This is a genomic window from Priestia aryabhattai (assembly GCF_023715685.1).
In the GTDB taxonomy this organism is placed as follows: domain Bacteria; phylum Bacillota; class Bacilli; order Bacillales; family Bacillaceae_H; genus Priestia; species Priestia aryabhattai_B.
Window position 1 is genome coordinate 1,107,051 of record NZ_JAMBOQ010000002.1, and the last position, 19,160, is coordinate 1,126,210.

The window sequence follows — 19,160 nt, forward strand, 5'->3', positions numbered from 1 at the left end:
ATTTCCTTTCAAATGCTGTATGTTTTTCTCCAAGTTTTCCCATGGTTGAACTTAGTAAGAATAACTTCTATTTGCATGTATCATACTAATGACGTTGAAAAATTTCGCATATATTCCACTAAAAAACCTCCAGCATTTATGCTGAAGGTTGAGATACATTCTATTCTTGATTTTTTAGTCCTCTATAGCGAGCTGTTTTTAATTCCTGAACGTAGGGTTCAAAGTCCGGCATCTCTACAGCTCTCGCCAATTCGATAGCTTTTTCAATATCGTATGGAATACGCACAAATTGCATAGAAAATGCTGAAGGACTTTCGCCTTGATCATTTCCTTCTAAGATAAGATAGGAAGCTTGTGGTAAATCAAGCGGGTTCCCTACACTTCCTACATTACATAGCGTTTTCCCTTTAATATGTTGAATAAATGCATTATGTACATCTCCGTAACAGATGACATCCGGCTCTCTTGACCCTTTTATATTTTCCGTATATTCCGTATTGGCAAATAGACTAAGGCGCTTTTCAAGTGAATCCCAAGGTTGAATTCGGTCATAAAGACTTCTAGGTGAAGCGTGAAACATTCTAATTAATTTCCCGCTCATCATAAACTCAACGGAAAAAGGAAGTTCCCTTAAATATGCCTCTTGGTTTGGACTTAACTTCTTTTGATGCCATTTTAACGCTTCAAATTCCGCAGGCTTTGTAATGAAGTCATCCCAGTTCCCCATTACTGTTACTTCGCACTTTTCTTTTATGATCTCAATCGCTTTACTTGAATCCGGTCCTTTTCCTACTAAATCACCTAGACAAATGATGCGATGGATATCTCGTTGTTGTATGTCAGCTAAAACTGCTTCTAATGCAGGAAGATTTCCGTGGATATCTGAAATAACAGCAATTTTGTCCATTGATTCCTCCACTCCTTTTCCATATGTATGTACTCAATCCTTTTCTTTATTATAACATTTTATAATAAGACCGTTTACTAAAACGGGGCCTCTTCATTTAACAAACAATGGTATGATTCGAATGGATATAAAAGGGAGGAATAAGAAGTGTATTTTTATGAATCAATAAGAAATCTATCTTCCTTATTTATTAACATAAAATAAAGGAGTACTGTAATATATTTATACGAGTACTCCTTTATTTTATGTTAGGTAGTGTAGAGAGTCGACAGATACCTCATTTATCCTGCGACTCTTGTTTTATAATTTATTGAACACCAACTGCATCAAATGACTTTCCTACTGAAATCACTTCTTGAGAGCCTGAACCGTATAGATCAGCAGCAGCTTGTACTAAACCTGCGCGCGCTTGGCTAAACGTTGTAGACTGAGTGAAGTATAGTGTATTGGCACGATAATAAATTTTTCCTAGCTTATCGCCGCCTATGCCTGTTACAGTAACGCCGTAATGCGTTCCTCCGTTAGCTAGCAAGTATGCAGCTTTGTTGATAATTCCGCTGTTTGTATGAACTCCGCCGTTGTCACTAGAACCTGTATAGCGCTTTGAATAATGATCCGGATCTCCATATTTTGCTGGGTTGCTCATTGAACGAAGCGCATCACCGCTTGTTCCAGGTGTATAAATATCTTCTCCAATTTCCCAATCTGGATTTCGGTTGTCATAGTATTCTACCAATGTTCCAAAAATATCGGAAATCGCTTCGTTTAATGCACCTGATTCATATTGATAGATTAAATTAGAACTTCTTTCTGTGACGGCATGCGTCAGTTCATGTCCGATAACATCTAGTCCCCCTGATAACGGAACAAAAGTATATCCATCTCCATCTCCATATACCATTTGAGAACCATTCCAAAACGCATTATTATAGCCGCTGCTATAATGTACAGTGGATTTTAGCGGAGCGCCTGCATTGTCATAGGAGTTGCGGTTAAATTTGTTTTTGTAGTAATCATATGTTACACCTGCATAATAGTGAGCATCTACCGCAGCTGCATCGCGGCTTGCATTGTACGTATTATCGGTGTCTGCCCATAGCGTACCTGGAAGAGATGTACGGTTTTTTGCATCGTACGTATAGATTGTGGCGCCTCTTGTATTATCTTGTAAGTAGTACGTAGAACTAGATAACGTTGTCTTTAGGGATTTGGTATCTCCAAGCACTCCTTTACCTGAGCCGATAGCATTTGTTCCTGTTACAGGTTTCGCTGCCGGTTTTGCCGCTTGCTTCACTTCGGCTTTTGGACCAGCTACGGAATCAATCGTATTGTACTTATCTAGCACTTTACCGCTAGTAGCATCAACAAAGTAATAATAGTTGCCTGGTTCAGGGCTTAAGAAATTTAAATTTACTACATAAGCATATGTGGTGTCTGAACCATTTTGATAAACATACAGTTCAGATAAAGGGGATTTTTCATACGTCGGTTTAAAGCCTAAATCTTTTTCAGCTGCTTTAATCGCCTTTTTGCTGTCAACTTGCTTCTGGCCTTTTAGCTTTTCCTTTTTGTCTAAATCAGGAGCTACTGTACCTGATACAACTTTTAAGGTTCCATCTTTCGCTACGTGTGCTAATTGAGTAGATCCCCAAACAGGAATATTATTATATACTTGCTGCAAGCGTACAACGGTTGCTTGTTCAACAGGATCTTTCACCACTTCTGTCACTTTAAATGAGTTTTGGGCATTTTCGTTTCCTAATTTATATTTGTCTTTATTTGTATTCATGTAGTGAAATACGACGTCTTGAGCCTTCTGTGATGATGGGCCTGAGAGCTTTCCGGAAATAAACTCAGGAGATTTAATTTCTTTGTTATACTTTTCAGTTGAAAGTACATTATTTGGCGCGGCACTGCTCGTATGTGCAAAAGCAAATGATGAAGAAAGAATACCAACTGATAATAATACCTTTAAAGCCTGTTTTTTCTTTTTCATAGTTTTTTCTCCCTATCCCTAGTAAATTTAATTACCTCAATTTTTCTGTTAATTGTGATAATTAGCAACATTATAGCAACTAAAAATTACTACGTCTATATATTATTTTAATATTCCTATTGTTATGAAAATTAAAAATAAAATCTCTACAATAAGTCTTTTTTGCCTATTTAAACTATATGAAAATCATTTATGTTGATTTTCATACAAGTAAAATAATTCTTCTAGTCAGCTGATAAAAACTAGCGACCTAGGGAGTATTATTCGGTCTTACTATCAGTCCTATGAAGCATTTCATAAAAATTAATTATAAGGAAAATTATAAATTTCAGACCATTTTTGTGGCTTAAATCTACTCTTCCTCTTCATTTTTTATTTTTTTAATCTATTAATTAAATTTTTTATATATTTTTTATGTACGTACACAACATTATTTTATTATAGTACTGCGTTTCTTACGAACATAAAAAAGCACGAATCTACTAAGCTCTTTGTAAATCCGTGCTTTTTCTGTTTATTTCAAGCATGTACAACCAACGATAACTAATAAAACAAATAGTACAACGATTAATGCAAAACTGCCACCGTAACTACCGTAGCCGCCGTAACCATAACTACCGCCGTAACCCCAGTTGTAAAATCCCATTTCACTTCACCTCCGTAGCCTGTTTACTCTATAGCATATGTACAGGCTAGAAAAAATGCTCGCCCATTTATCGCCCTTTTATGACTATAAAAAAGCTGCCTTTTTCAAAGCAGCTTTTAAGATGATGGAAATTAACTTATTTACTTTTAGAAGCTTGTTCTTTAAAGCGAAGTATGTAATACGGAACAATACAAATAACCGCCAAAATAAGAGCCGTTAAACTAACTATGCGGGGATTATTAAGCCCAAAAGAATAGTCTCCAAAAGATGCTCCAATCGCAATAATAGCAAAAATAATATACAGAATACGAAATATGTTAATCCACTTTTTCTGTTTAATCGTAACCACTCCTTTGCTTATTTTACTCCAACATAGAATATTATAACTTTACTAAACAACTTGTTGCAAAATTTCTTCTGTCTTTAACTGATTACCTTTTATTCTAACGGTAAACAAATTTCCACACTCGTCTCTTTGTTTACTTCACTTTCAATACTAAGAGTTCCTTTATGCTGTTGGATAATATTAAAGCAGATCATTAACCCTAACCCGATGCCGTCTTCTTTAATACTGTAAAATGGTTCACCTAAATGTTTGATTCGATCTTTTGAAATTCCTACACCTTCATCAATAATTTGAATATGATTGTTGTCCTTTTGTCTCAGCTCAACTTTAATTTCTCCTCCGGAAGGCATTGCTTCAATCGCATTCTTAAGAACATTTATAAACACCTGTTTCATTTGATTGCTTTCACAATATACAAAAGGCATTTCTCCATATGAGTCAAGTGCAATAAAGATGTTTTTCATGTTTGCTTGAGGCTGCAGCAAAAATATCCGTATTGCAATCATAATGCTGACAAAAAATGAGAAAATACATAAGTTAACAAATAATCCGCTACTAATCACGCCTTTTATTTCTCCTTTACTTGTACATAGACATTAAAAAATTCCCTTATATAGAGAGTGTAACATGAATAGGCGCAACTCTTTCTAAAATAATAAAAAAACTAGTCTCGCCCGAGGCAAGACTAGTTTTTTTATTATCTATGTTGGTCTTGATACATAGGTCCTTCTGAAATCATATTGCTTTCGGAAACGTACGTAGGATCTGAATGTGCATCTTTATTTAGGCTAGCATTTACCTGTTGTTTTTTAGATAAACTTGAAAGTTTGACTTTAGTACTTCGAACAAGTCCTTTTACTTTTCGACGTTTCGCAGCATCACTTAATATATAAGACGTAATGCCGACTCCTACCGTTGATAGCGTAATACCTGATATCAATGCTTTTTGTTTTCGTTTTTTCATAATTGCTCCTTCCTTGTACCTTTTTTGAATCTTACAATAACTTTTCCCTCTCAGGTAATTTCTCAAACCTGATTATTCAGATTATTCACTTCTTTAACGAGACGCAGCAGTGTGTCAGCTCCTGCTATCCCATCCGAAAAAAGGCCACAGCGATCCTGGAATTTTTTCACTGCCGCGATTAATTCCTCTCCGTAGAAACCGTCTGCTCCAAACTTTGGAAGAGAAAAACCTAGTGCAAGTAAATTTTGTTGAATTTGTTTGACTCCTATCCCTTTATCACCTTTGGAATAAACAAAGGGCCCTTTTGTATTATTCGTCACAGAGAGATTCGTCGTAACTTCTTTAAAAAAAGAGTAGTCCATTTCGTTTATATCCACATTTGTAGGAATTCCTTTTACTCGGCCAGAATCAGTATACTGAAACATTGCCCATCGCTGCCATTGACTTAGGTCTCCAGGGTGTTGCATACCGCCTTGTCTGTTGGCTGCACTATATCTTGCTACCCACAAAGGATACTTACTCATTTCATTTGTAAAAAAAGTTTTAGCAAAATGATAGTTCGTATATACGATAGGCTTAATCCCTGTTGTTTGGTGAACATGCTCGAGCCAGCTTACGGCAAAGCGAGAAACAAATTCTTTGGATTTTTTCTTATCTTCTTCTAGATCCAAACACGGCGGAAGGTCTAGTTTCATTTGTCCAAGCTGATTAATAAAAAAAGCAGCTTCTTTCTCTGGATTATTTGTACAGTGAGCATAATGATAAAATCCTACTCTCAAGCCCGCATTTTTAGCACCTATATAATTTTCATAGGATTTAGGGTCTACAAAAGTTGCGCCTTCTGTTAACTTTATATATACCCCTTTTACTGAGGTGTTTTTTAATTCTTTCCAATTAATGATTCCTTGATGATGAGAAACGTCGAGAATAATAGGATTATTTGGATGTCGCCTTTGCATAGTTTTCACCTCTTTTGCTAGCTTCTTTATGTATACGACGAATACTTTAAAACCCCTGTTTTTCCGGACCCTGATATTCTTTTATAACAATGTGTAAAACGTTGCTCATTTGAATAGCTAAATAAGCTTCGTGTTTTTCGTCATAATAACGATACCATCCTTGCGTATGAATAATAGATTCCTCAAGCTCTTTTACATTTTCTGATTCAACCAATGTACTGATTGATTTTTCATTCCCAAAATAAAACTTCACTTCGTACGTCACTTGAATTCCTCCTTTATAAACACGTAAATACCCTAATTACACTTGCTTGAATCCAGCGCAAGCAAGTGTAAAACTTCTTTTAGTCCGCAATTTCTTTTTATATGTTTATTTTATTAAAAGAAGCCAAGCACTCTGAGCTGCTTGGCTTCTTTTTTTATTTTGATGGATGAATCATATTAGCAGGATTTACCCATTGCTCAAATTGTTCTTCTGTCAGAAGGCCTGTTTTGACCGCTGCTTCTTTTAATGTCGTTCCTTCTTGATGAGCAAGCTTGGCGATTTTAGCTGCATTTTCATAACCAATGTGCGGATTTAATGCTGTTACAAGCATAAGAGAATTTTCTAGATTATGCTGAATCTTTTCTTTGTTGGGTTCAATTCCTACTGCACATTTATCGTTAAAAGCCTGCATGGAATCTGTCAGCAGTCTGACTGATTGTAGAAAATTATAAATAATAACCGGCTTAAACACATTTAATTCAAAGTTTCCTTGACTAGCCGCAATGCCAATCGTCACGTCATTCCCTAACACTTGTGCAGAAACCATTGTTAGAGCTTCACTTTGAGTTGGATTTACTTTCCCAGGCATAATAGAACTTCCTGGTTCGTTAGCAGGAATTGTAATTTCGCCTAATCCACTCCGAGGGCCGCTTGCCAGCCAGCGTACGTCATTGGCGATTTTCATTAAGTCAGCAGCTAACGCTTTGATTGCACCGTGGGCATAGACTACTTGATCGTGACTTGTTAATGCATGAAATTTATTAGGTGCTGAGATAAATGTTTTTCCAAGCGTGCTGCTGATTTCTTTCGCTACTTCATCGCCGAAGTCAGGATGTGCATTTATCCCCGTTCCAACAGCTGTACCGCCAATAGCTAGCTCCTTCATATACTCTACGCTTTGTTTAATCATTTCTTCATTCTTTTCGAGCATGTGGTGCCATCCACTAATTTCTTGTCCTAGTGTTAGCGGTGTAGCATCTTGTAAATGGGTTCTTCCTATTTTAATAATATCTTTAAACTGCTCTTGCTTCGCAGCGAACGTTTCTTTTAATGTTTTTAGAGCAGGCAATAATTTATCTTCGACTTCTAGTACGGCTGCAATATGAAGAGCTGTAGGAAAAGTATCGTTAGAGCTTTGTGACATATTCACATCATCATTTGGATGAAGCGTTTCGTCGCCATTTATTAGCTGGTTTCCTCGGTGGGAAATCACTTCATTTACATTCATGTTTGATTGCGTTCCGCTTCCTGTCTGCCATACCACTAAAGGAAAATGTTCATTCCATTTCCCTTCAATAATTTCGTTAGCAGCTTGCACGATGGCTTCGGATTTCCTTGCTGATAGTTTGCCTAGTTTATGATTACTAATAGCCGCACTTTTCTTCAAAACCGCAAAAGCGCTTATTACTTCAATTGGCATTTTTTCAATCCCTATTGGAAAGTTTTCTTTACTTCTTTGCGTCTGCGCTCCCCATAGTTTATCTTCTGCCACTTTGATTTCTCCAATTGAATCTCTTTCGATACGATAGCTCATAGTTAGAACTCCTTTTCAATATTTTCTTTACCTATTAGTATTGATTATATGGATGAATTTCATGACATGATAACAATTATTCATTGTTGAAAATTCCCTTTTTTCTATTTTTTAAACGGGCTTAGCGTCTTTGATTATTTAGCTCATAGTTTATTTTGATTTTATAATACAAAAAAAGATCTGAAGAATACGCTCTTCAGATCTTTTTTAATACGTCCAATTTTACTTATGAATCCATACAGCACCAGCTGAATTGTCTTTTGCTTCACCAATCACGTCTAATTTTAATCCGTTTTGAGGAAGCAAGCGCCCTGCATCTTTAATTCTTTCATCTAAATACGATTTTTTGTCGTTGAAGCTTGTAACGCCATTTGATTCTTTAGATGAAATAGTTCCCCACGTTTTATGAGAATATGCCCAAGCAGGTGCTTTATCAAATGAGAACGCCGCGTCTGCAATTTGATATCGGCTTGAATTTGCTGTGGTGCTAATACCATTTACATTAAAGTACAGAACTTTATGAGCATGTGAATCAACCACACCAAGGAATCCTTCACCCGGATGTTGTCCTACCCAGTTATCAAGATAGCTTTCATCTGCGTACCAAAGCAGCATGCCTGTATTATATTTTGCACCTCGTGCGAATTGAAGTGCTTTATCACTACCTGCATAGTTTCTCCACTCAAGGTAATAATAGTTATCCTTATAGCTGATGCCGTTTGTCTTTTCAAATCCATCTAACGTTACTTTTGGAGCTCCTTCAGCATCGTCTGTAAATACCGTTTTTCCATCCACTACTAAACTAGCATTATCAAGAGCAAATCCTTGAAGAGCAAGTCCTCCGTCCGTTACGTATTCAAATTGAAGCTTGATTTTTTTACCTTTAAACTGCGTTAAGTCATAGCTTTTGTCTTCCCATTTTTCATTAGACGTTTCAGCAGAACCGTCTGCGCTATTTGCTTTATCACCAATTGTATCTAACAGAACTTTTGAACCGTCAGGAAGAATCGCCTTTACATATAAATAATCATATTCTGCCTCTACTTCATAAAACGCTTTATAATTGAACTTCGCTGTTTTAGCCGTTGTTAAATCAAACTCTGGCGTCGTCATCGTCGTATGCAGATCGTCTCCGCGTTTACTGTAGTAATAATTGCTTCCAAACGCAGGCTTAATACCTTGAACAGCTTTTTTAGGTAAATTAATCTTCACAATACCTGGTCGTTTAGACTTTGTCACGCTTTGATCAACTACACTCACAGAGCCCGATTTTGTAATATTTTTGCTGTCGATTTGTTGAATGTTTGCCCAGTTTCCACCCATATTTGCTTGGAAAAACTCTTTATTTTGCGGGGAAAAACTTGTCGGTTCTGTTCCAGCGACTTCACCAGCCCAGCTTCCTCCACTCATAATTGACCATACGCCTACCGGCTCACCTTGTCCCGTATACTGTGTATCATACTCATCAGGCAAACCTAAATCATGACCAAATTCATGAGCAAAAACGCCGACTGCTCCGTCTTCTGGCTCAATTGTATAATCATAAGCAGCCATGTTTGTTCCAGGAACTTTATACACTTGTCCCAAAGTAGAGCGATGAGACCAGATAGCATCGTTTCCTAGTTTGCCTCCACCTGCTTCTTGCCCAGTTCCAGCATGAATGACCATTAAGTGGTCAACTATGCCGTCAGGCTCATTGCGGTTGCCGTCTCCATCGATATCATACTGGTCGAACTGATCGTAATCTGAAAGGTTGATGCCGCTTTTTGCTGCTGCAGCAAGCGCTTCTTTTACAAGATTACGAGGCCCTTTAGATCCAGGCGCATTATCGTTTCCTCCCGCTGGATTGTCTGCTCCGTATTCTTTTGCGTTTCCAGATACAGTTAACCAGTCAGAAACGGTTCCATCTACTGTGTAACTACCTCCAGACTGTTCTTCATAATATTGCTTAAACGTTTTAATTTTCTTTCCATTAAATAGCGTAAAGTCTTTATTTCCAAACATTAATTGCTGATAGTGATTTCGGTTAAAATCTTTTGCATACATGTAACCAGGTTCTTGAACGACATTGTTATGCTTAAAATCTGCGTATTCGACTAAAAGAACAAGAACTTTATCTTTTCTGACTTGTCCTTTATACTTTGCCTGAGATGCAGGTTTGACATTTACCCCATTCCCAGCATTGTTTCCTTGAGACTTAATATTAGCAAATTCACCTCGTTGAAACTTTTCTTTTTGTTTCGTTTGCATTTCTTTAGCTTTTAAATCAATTTTGTTAGCTTTATGTCCCTTCATGCTCTCTTTATGTGCATCTTTTTTGTTTATGTAAGAAGTAACGGCTTTCTTCACTTCTTGCGGTGTTGCACTTTGAGAAATAACTCCTTGGTTTTTCAGTGCGTTAGCCAATCTTTCTTCCGGTACTGTATTCATATCAATTGGTGAACTTGGAAGTTCCTCCGATTGTGCGGTTTTAGCTGAAGCAGTACTTCCATTCATAAGTAATGGTCCCACTCCGCTTAATGTAACAGTTGTGGCAAGAAAAGATGTCCCCAAAATCTTTTTCCAGCTTTTCAAGTAAACCCCTCCGTTTTAGAATTTTCAAACTATTAGCAAGATTTATTTTATATTCTAAAACTAGGAAGGTCAACTACATTTTACTATATTATTAAAATTTTTAAATTTTAGTAGCTAATGTAAAATGGTTTTATAGTATGTAACTAGTTTTCTTTGCCTGACAATTAAAATGCCTGATAAACCCTTCTTACATATGCAAATTCCATGCCAAATCAACCGCCAAAAACGAAAATACATGGAGGGTATTTTCTTAGGAAATTAGAACCATCTTTGTCGTATTACTATTATATAAAAACAAAAAATTCCCCATTATGGATATAGAAAAATAAAAAAATCACTTCTCGATAGACGAGAAGTGATGATCTCTGTATGCAAGTAAATTTAAGAATGTTCTTTTTGACGCTGCAACAAGATATGATAGAGTGACATGCTCCAAATAGACATATTACGCGCTGCGATTTCATAAGGTTTCTCATCAATTTTAAACAAGAAATCCCCTTCATAACTCACGGATTTCCCTTTCTTTTCTAACTCTTGTTTAACAGCTTCAATCCATTCTACCGCATTCGTATAATGTTTGTTCAAACGAACTTTAATAGTTTGATTCCTGTAATGAATAAAAGATGTAATTCCCCAAAAAATTAAGACAAGAAAAAGTACCATATACAGCAATTGCATGATAACGATCCCCTTCTTTCTTCATTTCATTATTTTCAATGAAGACTTAATTTAGATGAGTAAATATTACTATTCTCCTTTCCTATCGTCATTTCCTTTAAAAAAGTAAATTCCTTTTCTACTTGGGCGTATAAAATAAATCAGTGTACATGCTTGCTCATCTTTTTTACTAACGTTTTCTGTTAAAAAATGATAAGCTAATAGAATGATAAATAGAAAGGGAGGGCGACGAGTTGTCAACTGAACAAGTGAAATTAGCAGCCGTTTTGGATGTTGAAACAACGGGATTAAGTGCTCAAACATGCGATATTATTGAACTAGCAATTGCTGTTGTTTCTTATGATTCTTCTACCGGGGAAATAATCGAAATTGTAGAAGAATACGAAGAATTTAATATGCCTTCGACTCCCATTTTCCCATACATTACAAACTTAACGGGAATTACAAATGAGATGGTCAAAAATAAAACATTAGACGATAAAAAAGTAGAAACGCTGTTAACTAGCGTTTCGGCTATCATCGCTCATAATGCTTCTTTTGACCGCAGTTTTCTTTTAAAACGATATCCATCTTTATTTAACCAAAAATGGCACTGCTCTATGCGTGCTGTCAAATGGAAAGAGTACGGCTTTCCTAATAAAAAACTAACAACGCTTCTTGACCATCATAATATTGAGAGAGAGCACGCTCACAGAGCTATGGATGATGTGAAAGGAACCATTGACTTGCTAAGACAGCAAAATCCTAGCGGAGAGTCCTATTTTTCTGAAGTATTAAAAAAAGCAATGAGCAAACCTAAAAAAACAGCGGCTTCCACTCGTTTTTAACTCCTCAACAAAAAAAGCGCAGCTTCTGCGCTTTTTTGTTTTTATTCGCATGTTTCTTAAGGATTGAGATATATGTTTGAGGAGTATGTTTGGAAACAGTGAGGTTTTAAACGCACCGGAAGAAAAAGTGCTTGTTTTCAGACAAAAAAGACGCGGAGAAACAAACTGAACAGCTGGTTCCTACCCATGTAGACAAAATTAGCTGAATTTCTAATAATCTAGGAGATTTTAATTATACTTCACTTACCTTTTGGTTTTGAAGATTGTGATGCGTTTGTTCTAGTTCACTTAAATTCAATTCATATAAATGTCTCCCGTCTTCTGCTTTAAAGTAACCCGATTCAATAATTTGATTCATTAAAAGATCTTTCTTTTGCTCAAATGCTTTTTCAGATGTCATGTTATCATCTCCTTTTTTAGGTAAATATCTTTCATAGAAAAGACGTACACCGCTTGTGGCATACGTCTTGTTGCTTTTCACACTCGTTAGCTATGTTTAAAAACAACGCAATTGTTATGGTTTATCGAGAAAGCTGCCTTTCGTATGTTTTGCAGCCATATTGAACATTTTGGTGATGCACTACTTTTATACCCTTCATGATGTTCTTAAAACGCAATTTAAAAAAGATTTTCATAAAACTTGTTTTCCATCTACTGCTTCACTTTCAAAATGAGGCTGTGCGGCGATTTTTTTCGTTGCTAAACTGACCACCATTAATACAACTAAATTAATAAATAAAGAAATAACGCCGACATTTGTATCTTTAATGATTTGTGGTAATGCAGGAAACAACGTGCCAAGCGTTGTTTCAGTAATCGTTATATACATCACAGACGCAATGCCGGCAACAATACCTGCACACGCCCCGTATTTAGTCACGATATTGTTTTTCATTAAACTAAAAATAAAAGCAGGAAACAACTGCGTCACAATGCTGTAACCCATTAGTAAGAGCGTTACAATAGTATTACCTCCATGAAGCGTAAAATAAACTGAAACAAGTGCAATGACCGGTACGCAGCATTTAGCCAGTATCGAAATTTGCTTGCCGGTCGCTGAAGGAAAAAGAACGCCATAAACGTTTTTAGATAGTGACGTAGAAGCTGCCATCAAGAGCATGGATCCAGGCACAAGTGCTGTTAGTAAACCAGCTGCGCCAATAAAGCCGACAATCCACGGGTCAAATGTTTGAATGGAAAGACGAAGCAGTGACAAATCCGCTTCTGCGCCTTGTAATCCAGGTACCTGCATAAGAGCGGTAAACCCTACAAAAAAGACAAAAAGCAGCATTAACGTATAAATAGGGCTTATAATAGAATTCTTTCGAAATACATTCTCGTTTTCAGCTGAATACGTTGCATTAAACGTATGCGGCCACATGTAAAACCCTAATACGGTCAGCATTACTGTAGAAATAAACCAAGAAATACTTAGCCCTGTCTTTGGAAGGGTGAGAAACGTTGGATTTGCTTGATGCACAGCCTCAAACATTGGCTGTAAACCTCCGTAATAATGAAACGGCATATATATTCCTAAAAATAATACGACAATAAAAATCATAATATCTTTAACAATAGCCGTCCAAGCGGAACCATGTATGCCTGAAATCATTAAGTAAACTGTTAGCGATATGGCTCCAATCCAAATGGCTGCGGTTGAAGAAATAGAGCCATAAGAAGCTTCAGATACAATGATACCTAAGCCTTTGAACTGTAAAATAATATAAGGAACAATTGCCAGCACACCTGCGCAAGAAACAACGATGCCTAAAAACGGGCTGTTGTATTTTGAAACAAAAAAATCCGGCTGAGACATGAGCTTATGTTTCTTCGCATATCGCCATATTTGCGGACCAATCCAATATCCTAACACGTACGCTAAAGAAATATAGGCTAAGATATAAAACGCTGGGCCTCCTTTTCCATATGCCCAAGCACTTCCTCCTAGAAATGTAAAAGTAGTATAGATTTCACCCGCCATCAGAAAGAAAACAAAAATAGTTCCAAACCCTCTGCCACCTACGCTCCACTGTTCTAAATCCATTTTTTTGCCCCGCGTAGCTCGAATTCCAAGATAAATAGCTAAAAGTAAAAAACCAAAAATAATAATCAGTGCCACATTCATTATTTATCTCCTCCTCTAACAGCAGGATCGAGCTTGTACACAATACCCATAATAAAAGACGTAAGGATTACCCACATAACAATCCAAAAAAGAAAAAAAGGCATCCCTAAAATAAACGGCGTCACTTTGTTAACAAAGGGCAATGAACCTAGTATTCCTACAAACGGAAGCAGGCAAAGAAAATAAAGTATTTTCATAGAACTCCTCCTTAATCACACGGCTTATCAGTGCTTATCTAGAACTTTAACTACCTCATATGTACTTCTCTTATCCTTCTCTTTACACCTCCATTCTTGAGCTAAACGAGACGTTTGGCATAGAAGACAGTTGTTTGTTTGCTCCTTAGTATCTTTCATTTTCCCCCATGGGAAAAGGAGTTTGTAAGGTATCCTTACAAGATTTTGAATGCAGCAGAATATTATTTATATACAGAATATAGACAAACAAAAAAAACGGAACTGAGAGTAAAGGTCTCAAACAGCTCCGTTTCGATCTAGCACTTCTATATTTTATTCTTTTTTCTTTACACCAAGCGAAGAGAGCGCTTGTTTTAAATGTCCAAACGTTTCACTAATTCCTACATTAACAGCCGTCTGAGCCATGTCAGGACTCACTCCTGACATAATCGCATGGATGCCTAGAAGCTGCAAAATGTTAATCAAATCAAAAAATTTGTGAGCGACATACGTATCTACATAATTTACACCCGATAAGTCAATGACTAGATGCCTTATATGTTTCTCTGCACACCTTTTTGGAACAACCTCGATAATAGAATCCCCCTTAATTTCATCAATAAGCCCTACCAAAGGCAAGACCGCGATGTGGTCTACAATTGGAATAACAGGAAAACTCGTTTCGTCGATTAGCTCTTGCTGAAGACTTATTTTTTGCCTTGTGATTTTATAATACTGTTCGGAAAATTCATTAATGAGCTTATCAAATGTTGTATGATAAACTTCACTCCAAGACAGGATATCTTCTTTTGTAATAGATGAATGTATCAGGCTATATGTTTTGACATACGTCCAAATAATTTTTCTTGTTTTGCTTAGCGCTTCTACTACCTCGTAAATCGGCGTATCAAACTTAATTCTACTGTTTACTACTTCCGTAGTCCATTTCATCATACGTTGTTTGAAAATCTCTTGATTGTCAAGAAAGCCGCTTGCAATTGTTTCGATCGTATAAAGATGCTGCTCGCGCAGTTTTTTCTCAACTGAAGCATCTGCGTCCTTTGAGTAAATTGATCCTTTAATATTACTTCTTTGGCGCAGCCATTCTTCACTGATAGAGGCTGAATGTTCTAAAATATATTCAAAAAGACGTTGATTTTGTTCACTCACTACTTTTTAACCTCCGTTCACTTTCTCTTTCTGTCCAATTACTTACAAAACGCACCTTATGATAAATCCATTCTTCATATTTTTTCCTCGTCCACCTCTATCATACACGATAACCACTCTGCATACTTATAGAGAATTAGATATAAACAAGCAGGTATTTGATTATCTACATAGATAAACTACTGTGTATGATGCAACTATCATTTATTTTCACACGAAAGGATGTTAATTGTATTGAAAAAATCAATCGTTTTGTTGGGGATTCTCGCTACAAGTATTGGATTATCCGCTTGCTCAAACAATACAACAACTTCTTCTGCTACAAACTCTTCTGCACATTCAGGTCATGAACATCATAAAGCTGCAGTTGCTGATATTCGCGAAGAGACCCCAGGAGTAGATGTTTTACCACAGTTTTTGAAGAATCAGCCTAAAGATATGAAACTAGTTTATCTATCCGTTGCTAAAAATCGTGAACTACTTGAAAAAATTCCTTGCTACTGCGGATGTGGAATGGAAGCGAATCACAAAAATAGCTATGACTGCTTTATTTTTAAAAACAAAAGAAATGGAGCAGTCGTCTGGGATGATCATGGAACAAAATGCGGATTGTGTATAGAAATTGCAGCTAAAGCTATGCTCGACTATAACCGAGGCAAATCAATAAAAGATATTCGCAAAGACATCGATGAAAAATATAAAGAAGGCTATGCACAACCCACTCCTACTCCTTCCTTGTAGAACATTGGCTGTTTTTAAGTGAACATTGGCGATAGGTATAGTATAAGAGTAAAAAATATCAAAAAAGGACACGTTCTTTTTTAGCGTTTTGAAAGCTGATTCGTCTTTGAAACAGCAAAAAACACTCAAACAGCTATATTTGAGTGTTTTTTGTGTACTACTCTTTCACAAACTCTTTTGTACTTCTTACTGTATCAATCGGACGCACGAGCTTCTCAATTTCTGCGCGTTTTGGCTCTAAAAACGGAGGTAGTGATAATTTTTCTCCGAGCGTTTCGTAAGGTTCATCTCCCATAAATCCTGGTCCATCTGTCGCGAATTCAAATAAAATTTGCGGAGCCACTCTTGCATACAACGATTCAAAGAAGTGACGATTCACATAACCAGACGTATGGAAACCATAGCTTGACATTCGGTTAATCCATTCTTCAAGAGCCTGTCGATTTTCTACGCGAAAAGCAACGTGATGAACAGTTCCAAAACCTTGCTGAGCCTGCGGAAATTTTTCATTGTGTTCTTGTTCTACTACTACTTGCGCACCATTTCCGCCTTCTCCTACTTCAAATAGGTGAAGATCTCCATCTTGAGCAATCTCTTTAAATAAAAGGACTTTTTCCATCATTTCTTTAAAGTAATTAAACTCGGCAATACGAATAAAGATAGGGCCGAGTCCCGTAATGGCGTATTGAAGAGGTACAGGGCCTTTTTGCCAAGGAGTGCCTGATTCAACTCCCTGATTTCCTTCATCAGAAATTAACTGATACTGCTGATCATCAAAATCAACAAACGAAAGCGTCTTTTTCCCAAATAGTTCTTGAATTCCAGTATGCTTCACTTCTAAGCGATCAAAGCGCTTTACCCAATAGTCTAAAGCCGCGTCATTCGGAACGCGGAAAGATGTTTTTGAAATTTCATTTGTTCCGTGAGAACCTTTTGGAATGCCTGGAAAATCAAAAAAAGTCATGTCCGTTCCGGCGCTCCCTTTATCATCTGCAAAAAACAAATGATACGTTTGAATATCATCTTGATTGACCGTTTTTTTAACTAAGCGCATACCTAACACATACGTGAAAAATTCATAATTCTTTTCTGCACTGCTTGTAATAGCCGTTACATGGTGTATTCCTTTTAAGTGGTTCATTCTACATTCCTCCGGATAAATCGTCTAGTTTATCATTCGTTATTTATCTTTAATTTAAATATCTTTAATTAAAGATAATATACCATGATTAATTTTCCTTTGTCAATAAAGTATGGATGATCTCGGAAAGAAGTATGTATGTTTTTACATTTCATCGAAACCTCATAAATGAGGCTGAGCCAAATCGGCAATAAAATACCGTATAAACAAAGAGCTTTTACAATTTAAAAGCTCTTTGTTTATTCTTTAATCTTCAATACGTTTAATTATAACTGCAGGATTGCCTCCGACTACCACGTTATCAGGAACATCTTTTGTCACAACGGCACCCGAAGCAATTACCGCATTGTTGCCTATTTTCACTCCAGGATTAATAATGGCTCTTCCCCCAATCCACACATTATCTCCTATTTCTACGCGCTTTCCAAACTCAGCTCCTGAAATTCTTTCAAAGGCATGCAAAGGATGAGTTGCTGTATAGATATGTACACCTGGTGCAAGAAAACAATTATCTCCTATTCTTATTTCACATACGTCTAAAAGTACACAGTCAAAGTTAGCATAAAAATTTTCTCCAACATGAATGTTAGAACCGTAGTCACAGCGGAAAGTAGGCTCAATGTAAAGAGAATTTCCCGTAGAACCAAACAGTTCTTTTAATAAGTTTGTACGTATTTCTTCTTCCCTTTCTGTTGTTTGATTATAAAGCCTTGTTAATCTTCGAGCGTTTTCACGTTCTTTCATTAATTGTGGATCAGCGGAAAGATATAATTCTCCATCCAGCATTTTTTGTTTTTCTGTTTTCATTTTGCATCCCCTTTTTTGTAGTTCCTGCTCTAACACTGAGATCCTTTATAGACAAGTGTCCGCAACAGCTTAGATTATACTGATTTATTTCTCTTACACGATATCACGTATTTAAACCTTTGTCCGTTATTCACTGAGGTCATCACCCAACAGGCAAACATTAATTAATTTAATAACTCCAGGCAGCTAACTTTTTTAATCTTTTTATATAAAAGGAATAGTAAGAAAAAACTTCATCACATATACTATATAAATTTATATAAAAGGCAGGGATATCATGAAAGCACAGCGCATGGTAGATGACCAAAAAGGAACATACAGCAAGGAAATCCAGAAGCACTTTAAACTAAAAACAAATGGAAAAATTTATACACAATCCTCGCCACAATCCCCTTCCTCACACCCTATTCATAAGAAAAATCTTAAATACAAACCTCAGAATAAAGTCCTACGCACGTATGATAAAAAAGATAAAATACTAAATAACACACAAGAAAAGCTCATAAAATCCGCAAAAACTAGATTGACTAAATATGAAAAGCTTCTATTAAGCAATCAACTTTCAGAATCTGCGGCTCTTTACTCTCCTTTTGGGTTAGAAGAGCTGGTACGAATGGCTAGTAGAGAGGAGTGAACGATTTGTGTTGGATGAAAAAGTAATAATTGATACAAACATTTGGGCTTCACATGCACTTAATTATCCGGAAGTTGTGGAATATATTAATGAACTTATTTCAAATAATACGGAATTTTTAATGCCTACCGTTGTGGAAATGGAACTGCTGTCTCATTGGGAAGTAGAAACAAATCCTCAAGTCAAAGCAGTAAAAAATCATTATATTTACGATATGACAGATAAGATCGTAGACGTGACAAGTGAAATTGCACAGCTAGCAGCTCAAATTCGCCGAAAAGCTAAAATCGAATCCAATAAAAAAATTAAAGGTCCAGATGCGATGATCGCCGCATCTGCTTTTATACATAATGCAAAACTGATTTCCAACAATAATAAAGATTTTGCTTGGATTACATTTAATTTCAGCTATCAAGGTCAGCAATTATCTTATGTGAATCCTATTAAAGACACGATTGCTTACGCTTCTTTTATTAAAAGCTTCGAACTGCCCACTTTGACTCATACAGCAGATACCTTACAAAAAAATAAAAAGGAAAATTAATTTCTTTTTATTATTAGAATATTCCTTATCTTCCTTCGAATTTTTAAAGTGAAAATTTGATGGGTACATACTCCAATTCTTTCTATGTTGAATACAGTAAAAAGCATAAAAACTTAGGCGGTGAAA

At 36.4% G+C, this 19,160-nt stretch carries 21 protein-coding genes; 4 read left to right on the forward strand and 17 right to left on the reverse strand.

Going from position 1 to position 19,160, the window contains the following annotated elements:
* Positions 1-160 precede the first annotated feature (160 nt).
* From M3225_RS12645 to M3225_RS12695, 11 genes are all read right to left on the reverse strand, one after another.
* Complete coding sequence (locus M3225_RS12645) at positions 161-907, reverse strand: metallophosphoesterase family protein (protein WP_251394184.1); 747 nt, start codon at positions 905-907, stop codon at positions 161-163.
* 307 nt (positions 908-1,214) lie between these two features.
* Positions 1,215-2,903 carry a M4 family metallopeptidase gene (locus M3225_RS12650; RefSeq protein ID WP_251394186.1) on the reverse strand — a complete coding sequence of 563 codons (1,689 nt, stop codon included), beginning with the start codon at positions 2,901-2,903 and terminating at the stop codon, positions 1,215-1,217.
* Positions 2,904-3,417: 514 nt separating this feature from the next.
* Complete coding sequence (locus tag M3225_RS12655) at positions 3,418-3,549, reverse strand: YjcZ family sporulation protein (protein ID WP_251394188.1); 132 nt, start codon at positions 3,547-3,549, stop codon at positions 3,418-3,420.
* Between the two features lie 136 nt (positions 3,550-3,685).
* Positions 3,686-3,898 (reverse strand): hypothetical protein, encoded by a 213-nt coding sequence (locus M3225_RS12660; protein WP_013057022.1) that lies wholly within the window; start codon positions 3,896-3,898, stop codon positions 3,686-3,688.
* Positions 3,899-3,987: 89 nt separating this feature from the next.
* The gene (locus M3225_RS29830; protein WP_308215735.1) at positions 3,988-4,458 is read right to left on the reverse strand and encodes an ATP-binding protein; all 471 of its coding nucleotides are present in this window, start codon (positions 4,456-4,458) and stop codon (positions 3,988-3,990) included.
* Positions 4,459-4,592: 134 nt separating this feature from the next.
* The gene (locus M3225_RS12670) at positions 4,593-4,859 is read right to left on the reverse strand and encodes a hypothetical protein (protein WP_251394190.1); all 267 of its coding nucleotides are present in this window, start codon (positions 4,857-4,859) and stop codon (positions 4,593-4,595) included.
* A gap of 62 nt (positions 4,860-4,921) precedes the next feature.
* Positions 4,922-5,818, reverse strand: coding sequence for a GH25 family lysozyme (locus M3225_RS12675; protein ID WP_251394192.1), 897 nt, complete (start codon positions 5,816-5,818; stop codon positions 4,922-4,924).
* Positions 5,819-5,864: 46 nt separating this feature from the next.
* Positions 5,865-6,083, reverse strand: a complete 219-nt coding sequence (locus M3225_RS12680; protein ID WP_251394194.1) for a hypothetical protein — start codon at positions 6,081-6,083, stop codon at positions 5,865-5,867.
* A 154-nt stretch (positions 6,084-6,237) separates the two neighbouring features.
* Positions 6,238-7,617 (reverse strand): class II fumarate hydratase, encoded by a 1,380-nt coding sequence (fumC, locus tag M3225_RS12685; RefSeq protein WP_251394196.1) that lies wholly within the window; start codon positions 7,615-7,617, stop codon positions 6,238-6,240.
* Positions 7,618-7,839: 222 nt separating this feature from the next.
* Positions 7,840-10,191 (reverse strand): immune inhibitor A domain-containing protein, encoded by a 2,352-nt coding sequence (locus tag M3225_RS12690; protein WP_285885492.1) that lies wholly within the window; start codon positions 10,189-10,191, stop codon positions 7,840-7,842.
* A 381-nt stretch (positions 10,192-10,572) separates the two neighbouring features.
* Positions 10,573-10,869, reverse strand: coding sequence for a hypothetical protein (locus M3225_RS12695; protein WP_013083124.1), 297 nt, complete (start codon positions 10,867-10,869; stop codon positions 10,573-10,575).
* A gap of 233 nt (positions 10,870-11,102) precedes the next feature.
* Here M3225_RS12695 and M3225_RS12700 point away from each other — a divergent pair, with 233 nt between their 5' ends.
* Entirely contained in the window at positions 11,103-11,696 is a 594-nt protein-coding gene (locus M3225_RS12700) for an exonuclease domain-containing protein (RefSeq protein WP_251394198.1), read from the forward strand.
* Positions 11,697-11,928: 232 nt separating this feature from the next.
* Here the strand turns inward: M3225_RS12700 and M3225_RS12705 are convergent, their stop codons facing one another.
* The 4 genes from M3225_RS12705 to M3225_RS12720 form a co-directional block, all read right to left on the reverse strand.
* Positions 11,929-12,096 (reverse strand): Fur-regulated basic protein FbpA, encoded by a 168-nt coding sequence (locus M3225_RS12705; RefSeq protein WP_251394200.1) that lies wholly within the window; start codon positions 12,094-12,096, stop codon positions 11,929-11,931.
* Between the two features lie 231 nt (positions 12,097-12,327).
* Positions 12,328-13,821, reverse strand: a complete 1,494-nt coding sequence (locus M3225_RS12710; protein WP_251394202.1) for a sodium:solute symporter family protein — start codon at positions 13,819-13,821, stop codon at positions 12,328-12,330.
* Positions 13,821-14,018 (reverse strand): DUF3311 domain-containing protein, encoded by a 198-nt coding sequence (locus M3225_RS12715; protein ID WP_251394204.1) that lies wholly within the window; start codon positions 14,016-14,018, stop codon positions 13,821-13,823. Before M3225_RS12715 ends, M3225_RS12710 begins: the two co-directional genes overlap by 1 nt.
* A 312-nt stretch (positions 14,019-14,330) precedes the next feature.
* Entirely contained in the window at positions 14,331-15,167 is an 837-nt protein-coding gene (locus M3225_RS12720) for an STAS domain-containing protein (protein WP_251394206.1), read from the reverse strand.
* 234 nt (positions 15,168-15,401) lie between these two features.
* On the opposite strand from M3225_RS12720, the gene M3225_RS12725 reads away from it, so the two are divergent.
* Positions 15,402-15,908, forward strand: a complete 507-nt coding sequence (locus M3225_RS12725) for a PCYCGC domain-containing protein (RefSeq protein ID WP_251394208.1) — start codon at positions 15,402-15,404, stop codon at positions 15,906-15,908.
* 157 nt (positions 15,909-16,065) lie between these two features.
* Here the strand turns inward: M3225_RS12725 and M3225_RS12730 are convergent, their stop codons facing one another.
* Positions 16,066-17,049, reverse strand: a complete 984-nt coding sequence (locus M3225_RS12730) for a ring-cleaving dioxygenase (protein ID WP_251394210.1) — start codon at positions 17,047-17,049, stop codon at positions 16,066-16,068.
* Between the two features lie 246 nt (positions 17,050-17,295).
* Complete coding sequence (locus M3225_RS12735) at positions 17,296-17,856, reverse strand: maltose acetyltransferase domain-containing protein (RefSeq protein ID WP_251394212.1); 561 nt, start codon at positions 17,854-17,856, stop codon at positions 17,296-17,298.
* Between the two features lie 277 nt (positions 17,857-18,133).
* On the opposite strand from M3225_RS12735, the gene M3225_RS12740 reads away from it, so the two are divergent.
* Positions 18,134-18,490, forward strand: coding sequence for a hypothetical protein (locus tag M3225_RS12740; RefSeq protein ID WP_251394214.1), 357 nt, complete (start codon positions 18,134-18,136; stop codon positions 18,488-18,490).
* Between the two features lie 7 nt (positions 18,491-18,497).
* Positions 18,498-19,034 carry a PIN domain-containing protein gene (locus M3225_RS12745; protein WP_251394216.1) on the forward strand — a complete coding sequence of 179 codons (537 nt, stop codon included), beginning with the start codon at positions 18,498-18,500 and terminating at the stop codon, positions 19,032-19,034.
* Positions 19,035-19,160: the final 126 nt, after the last annotated feature.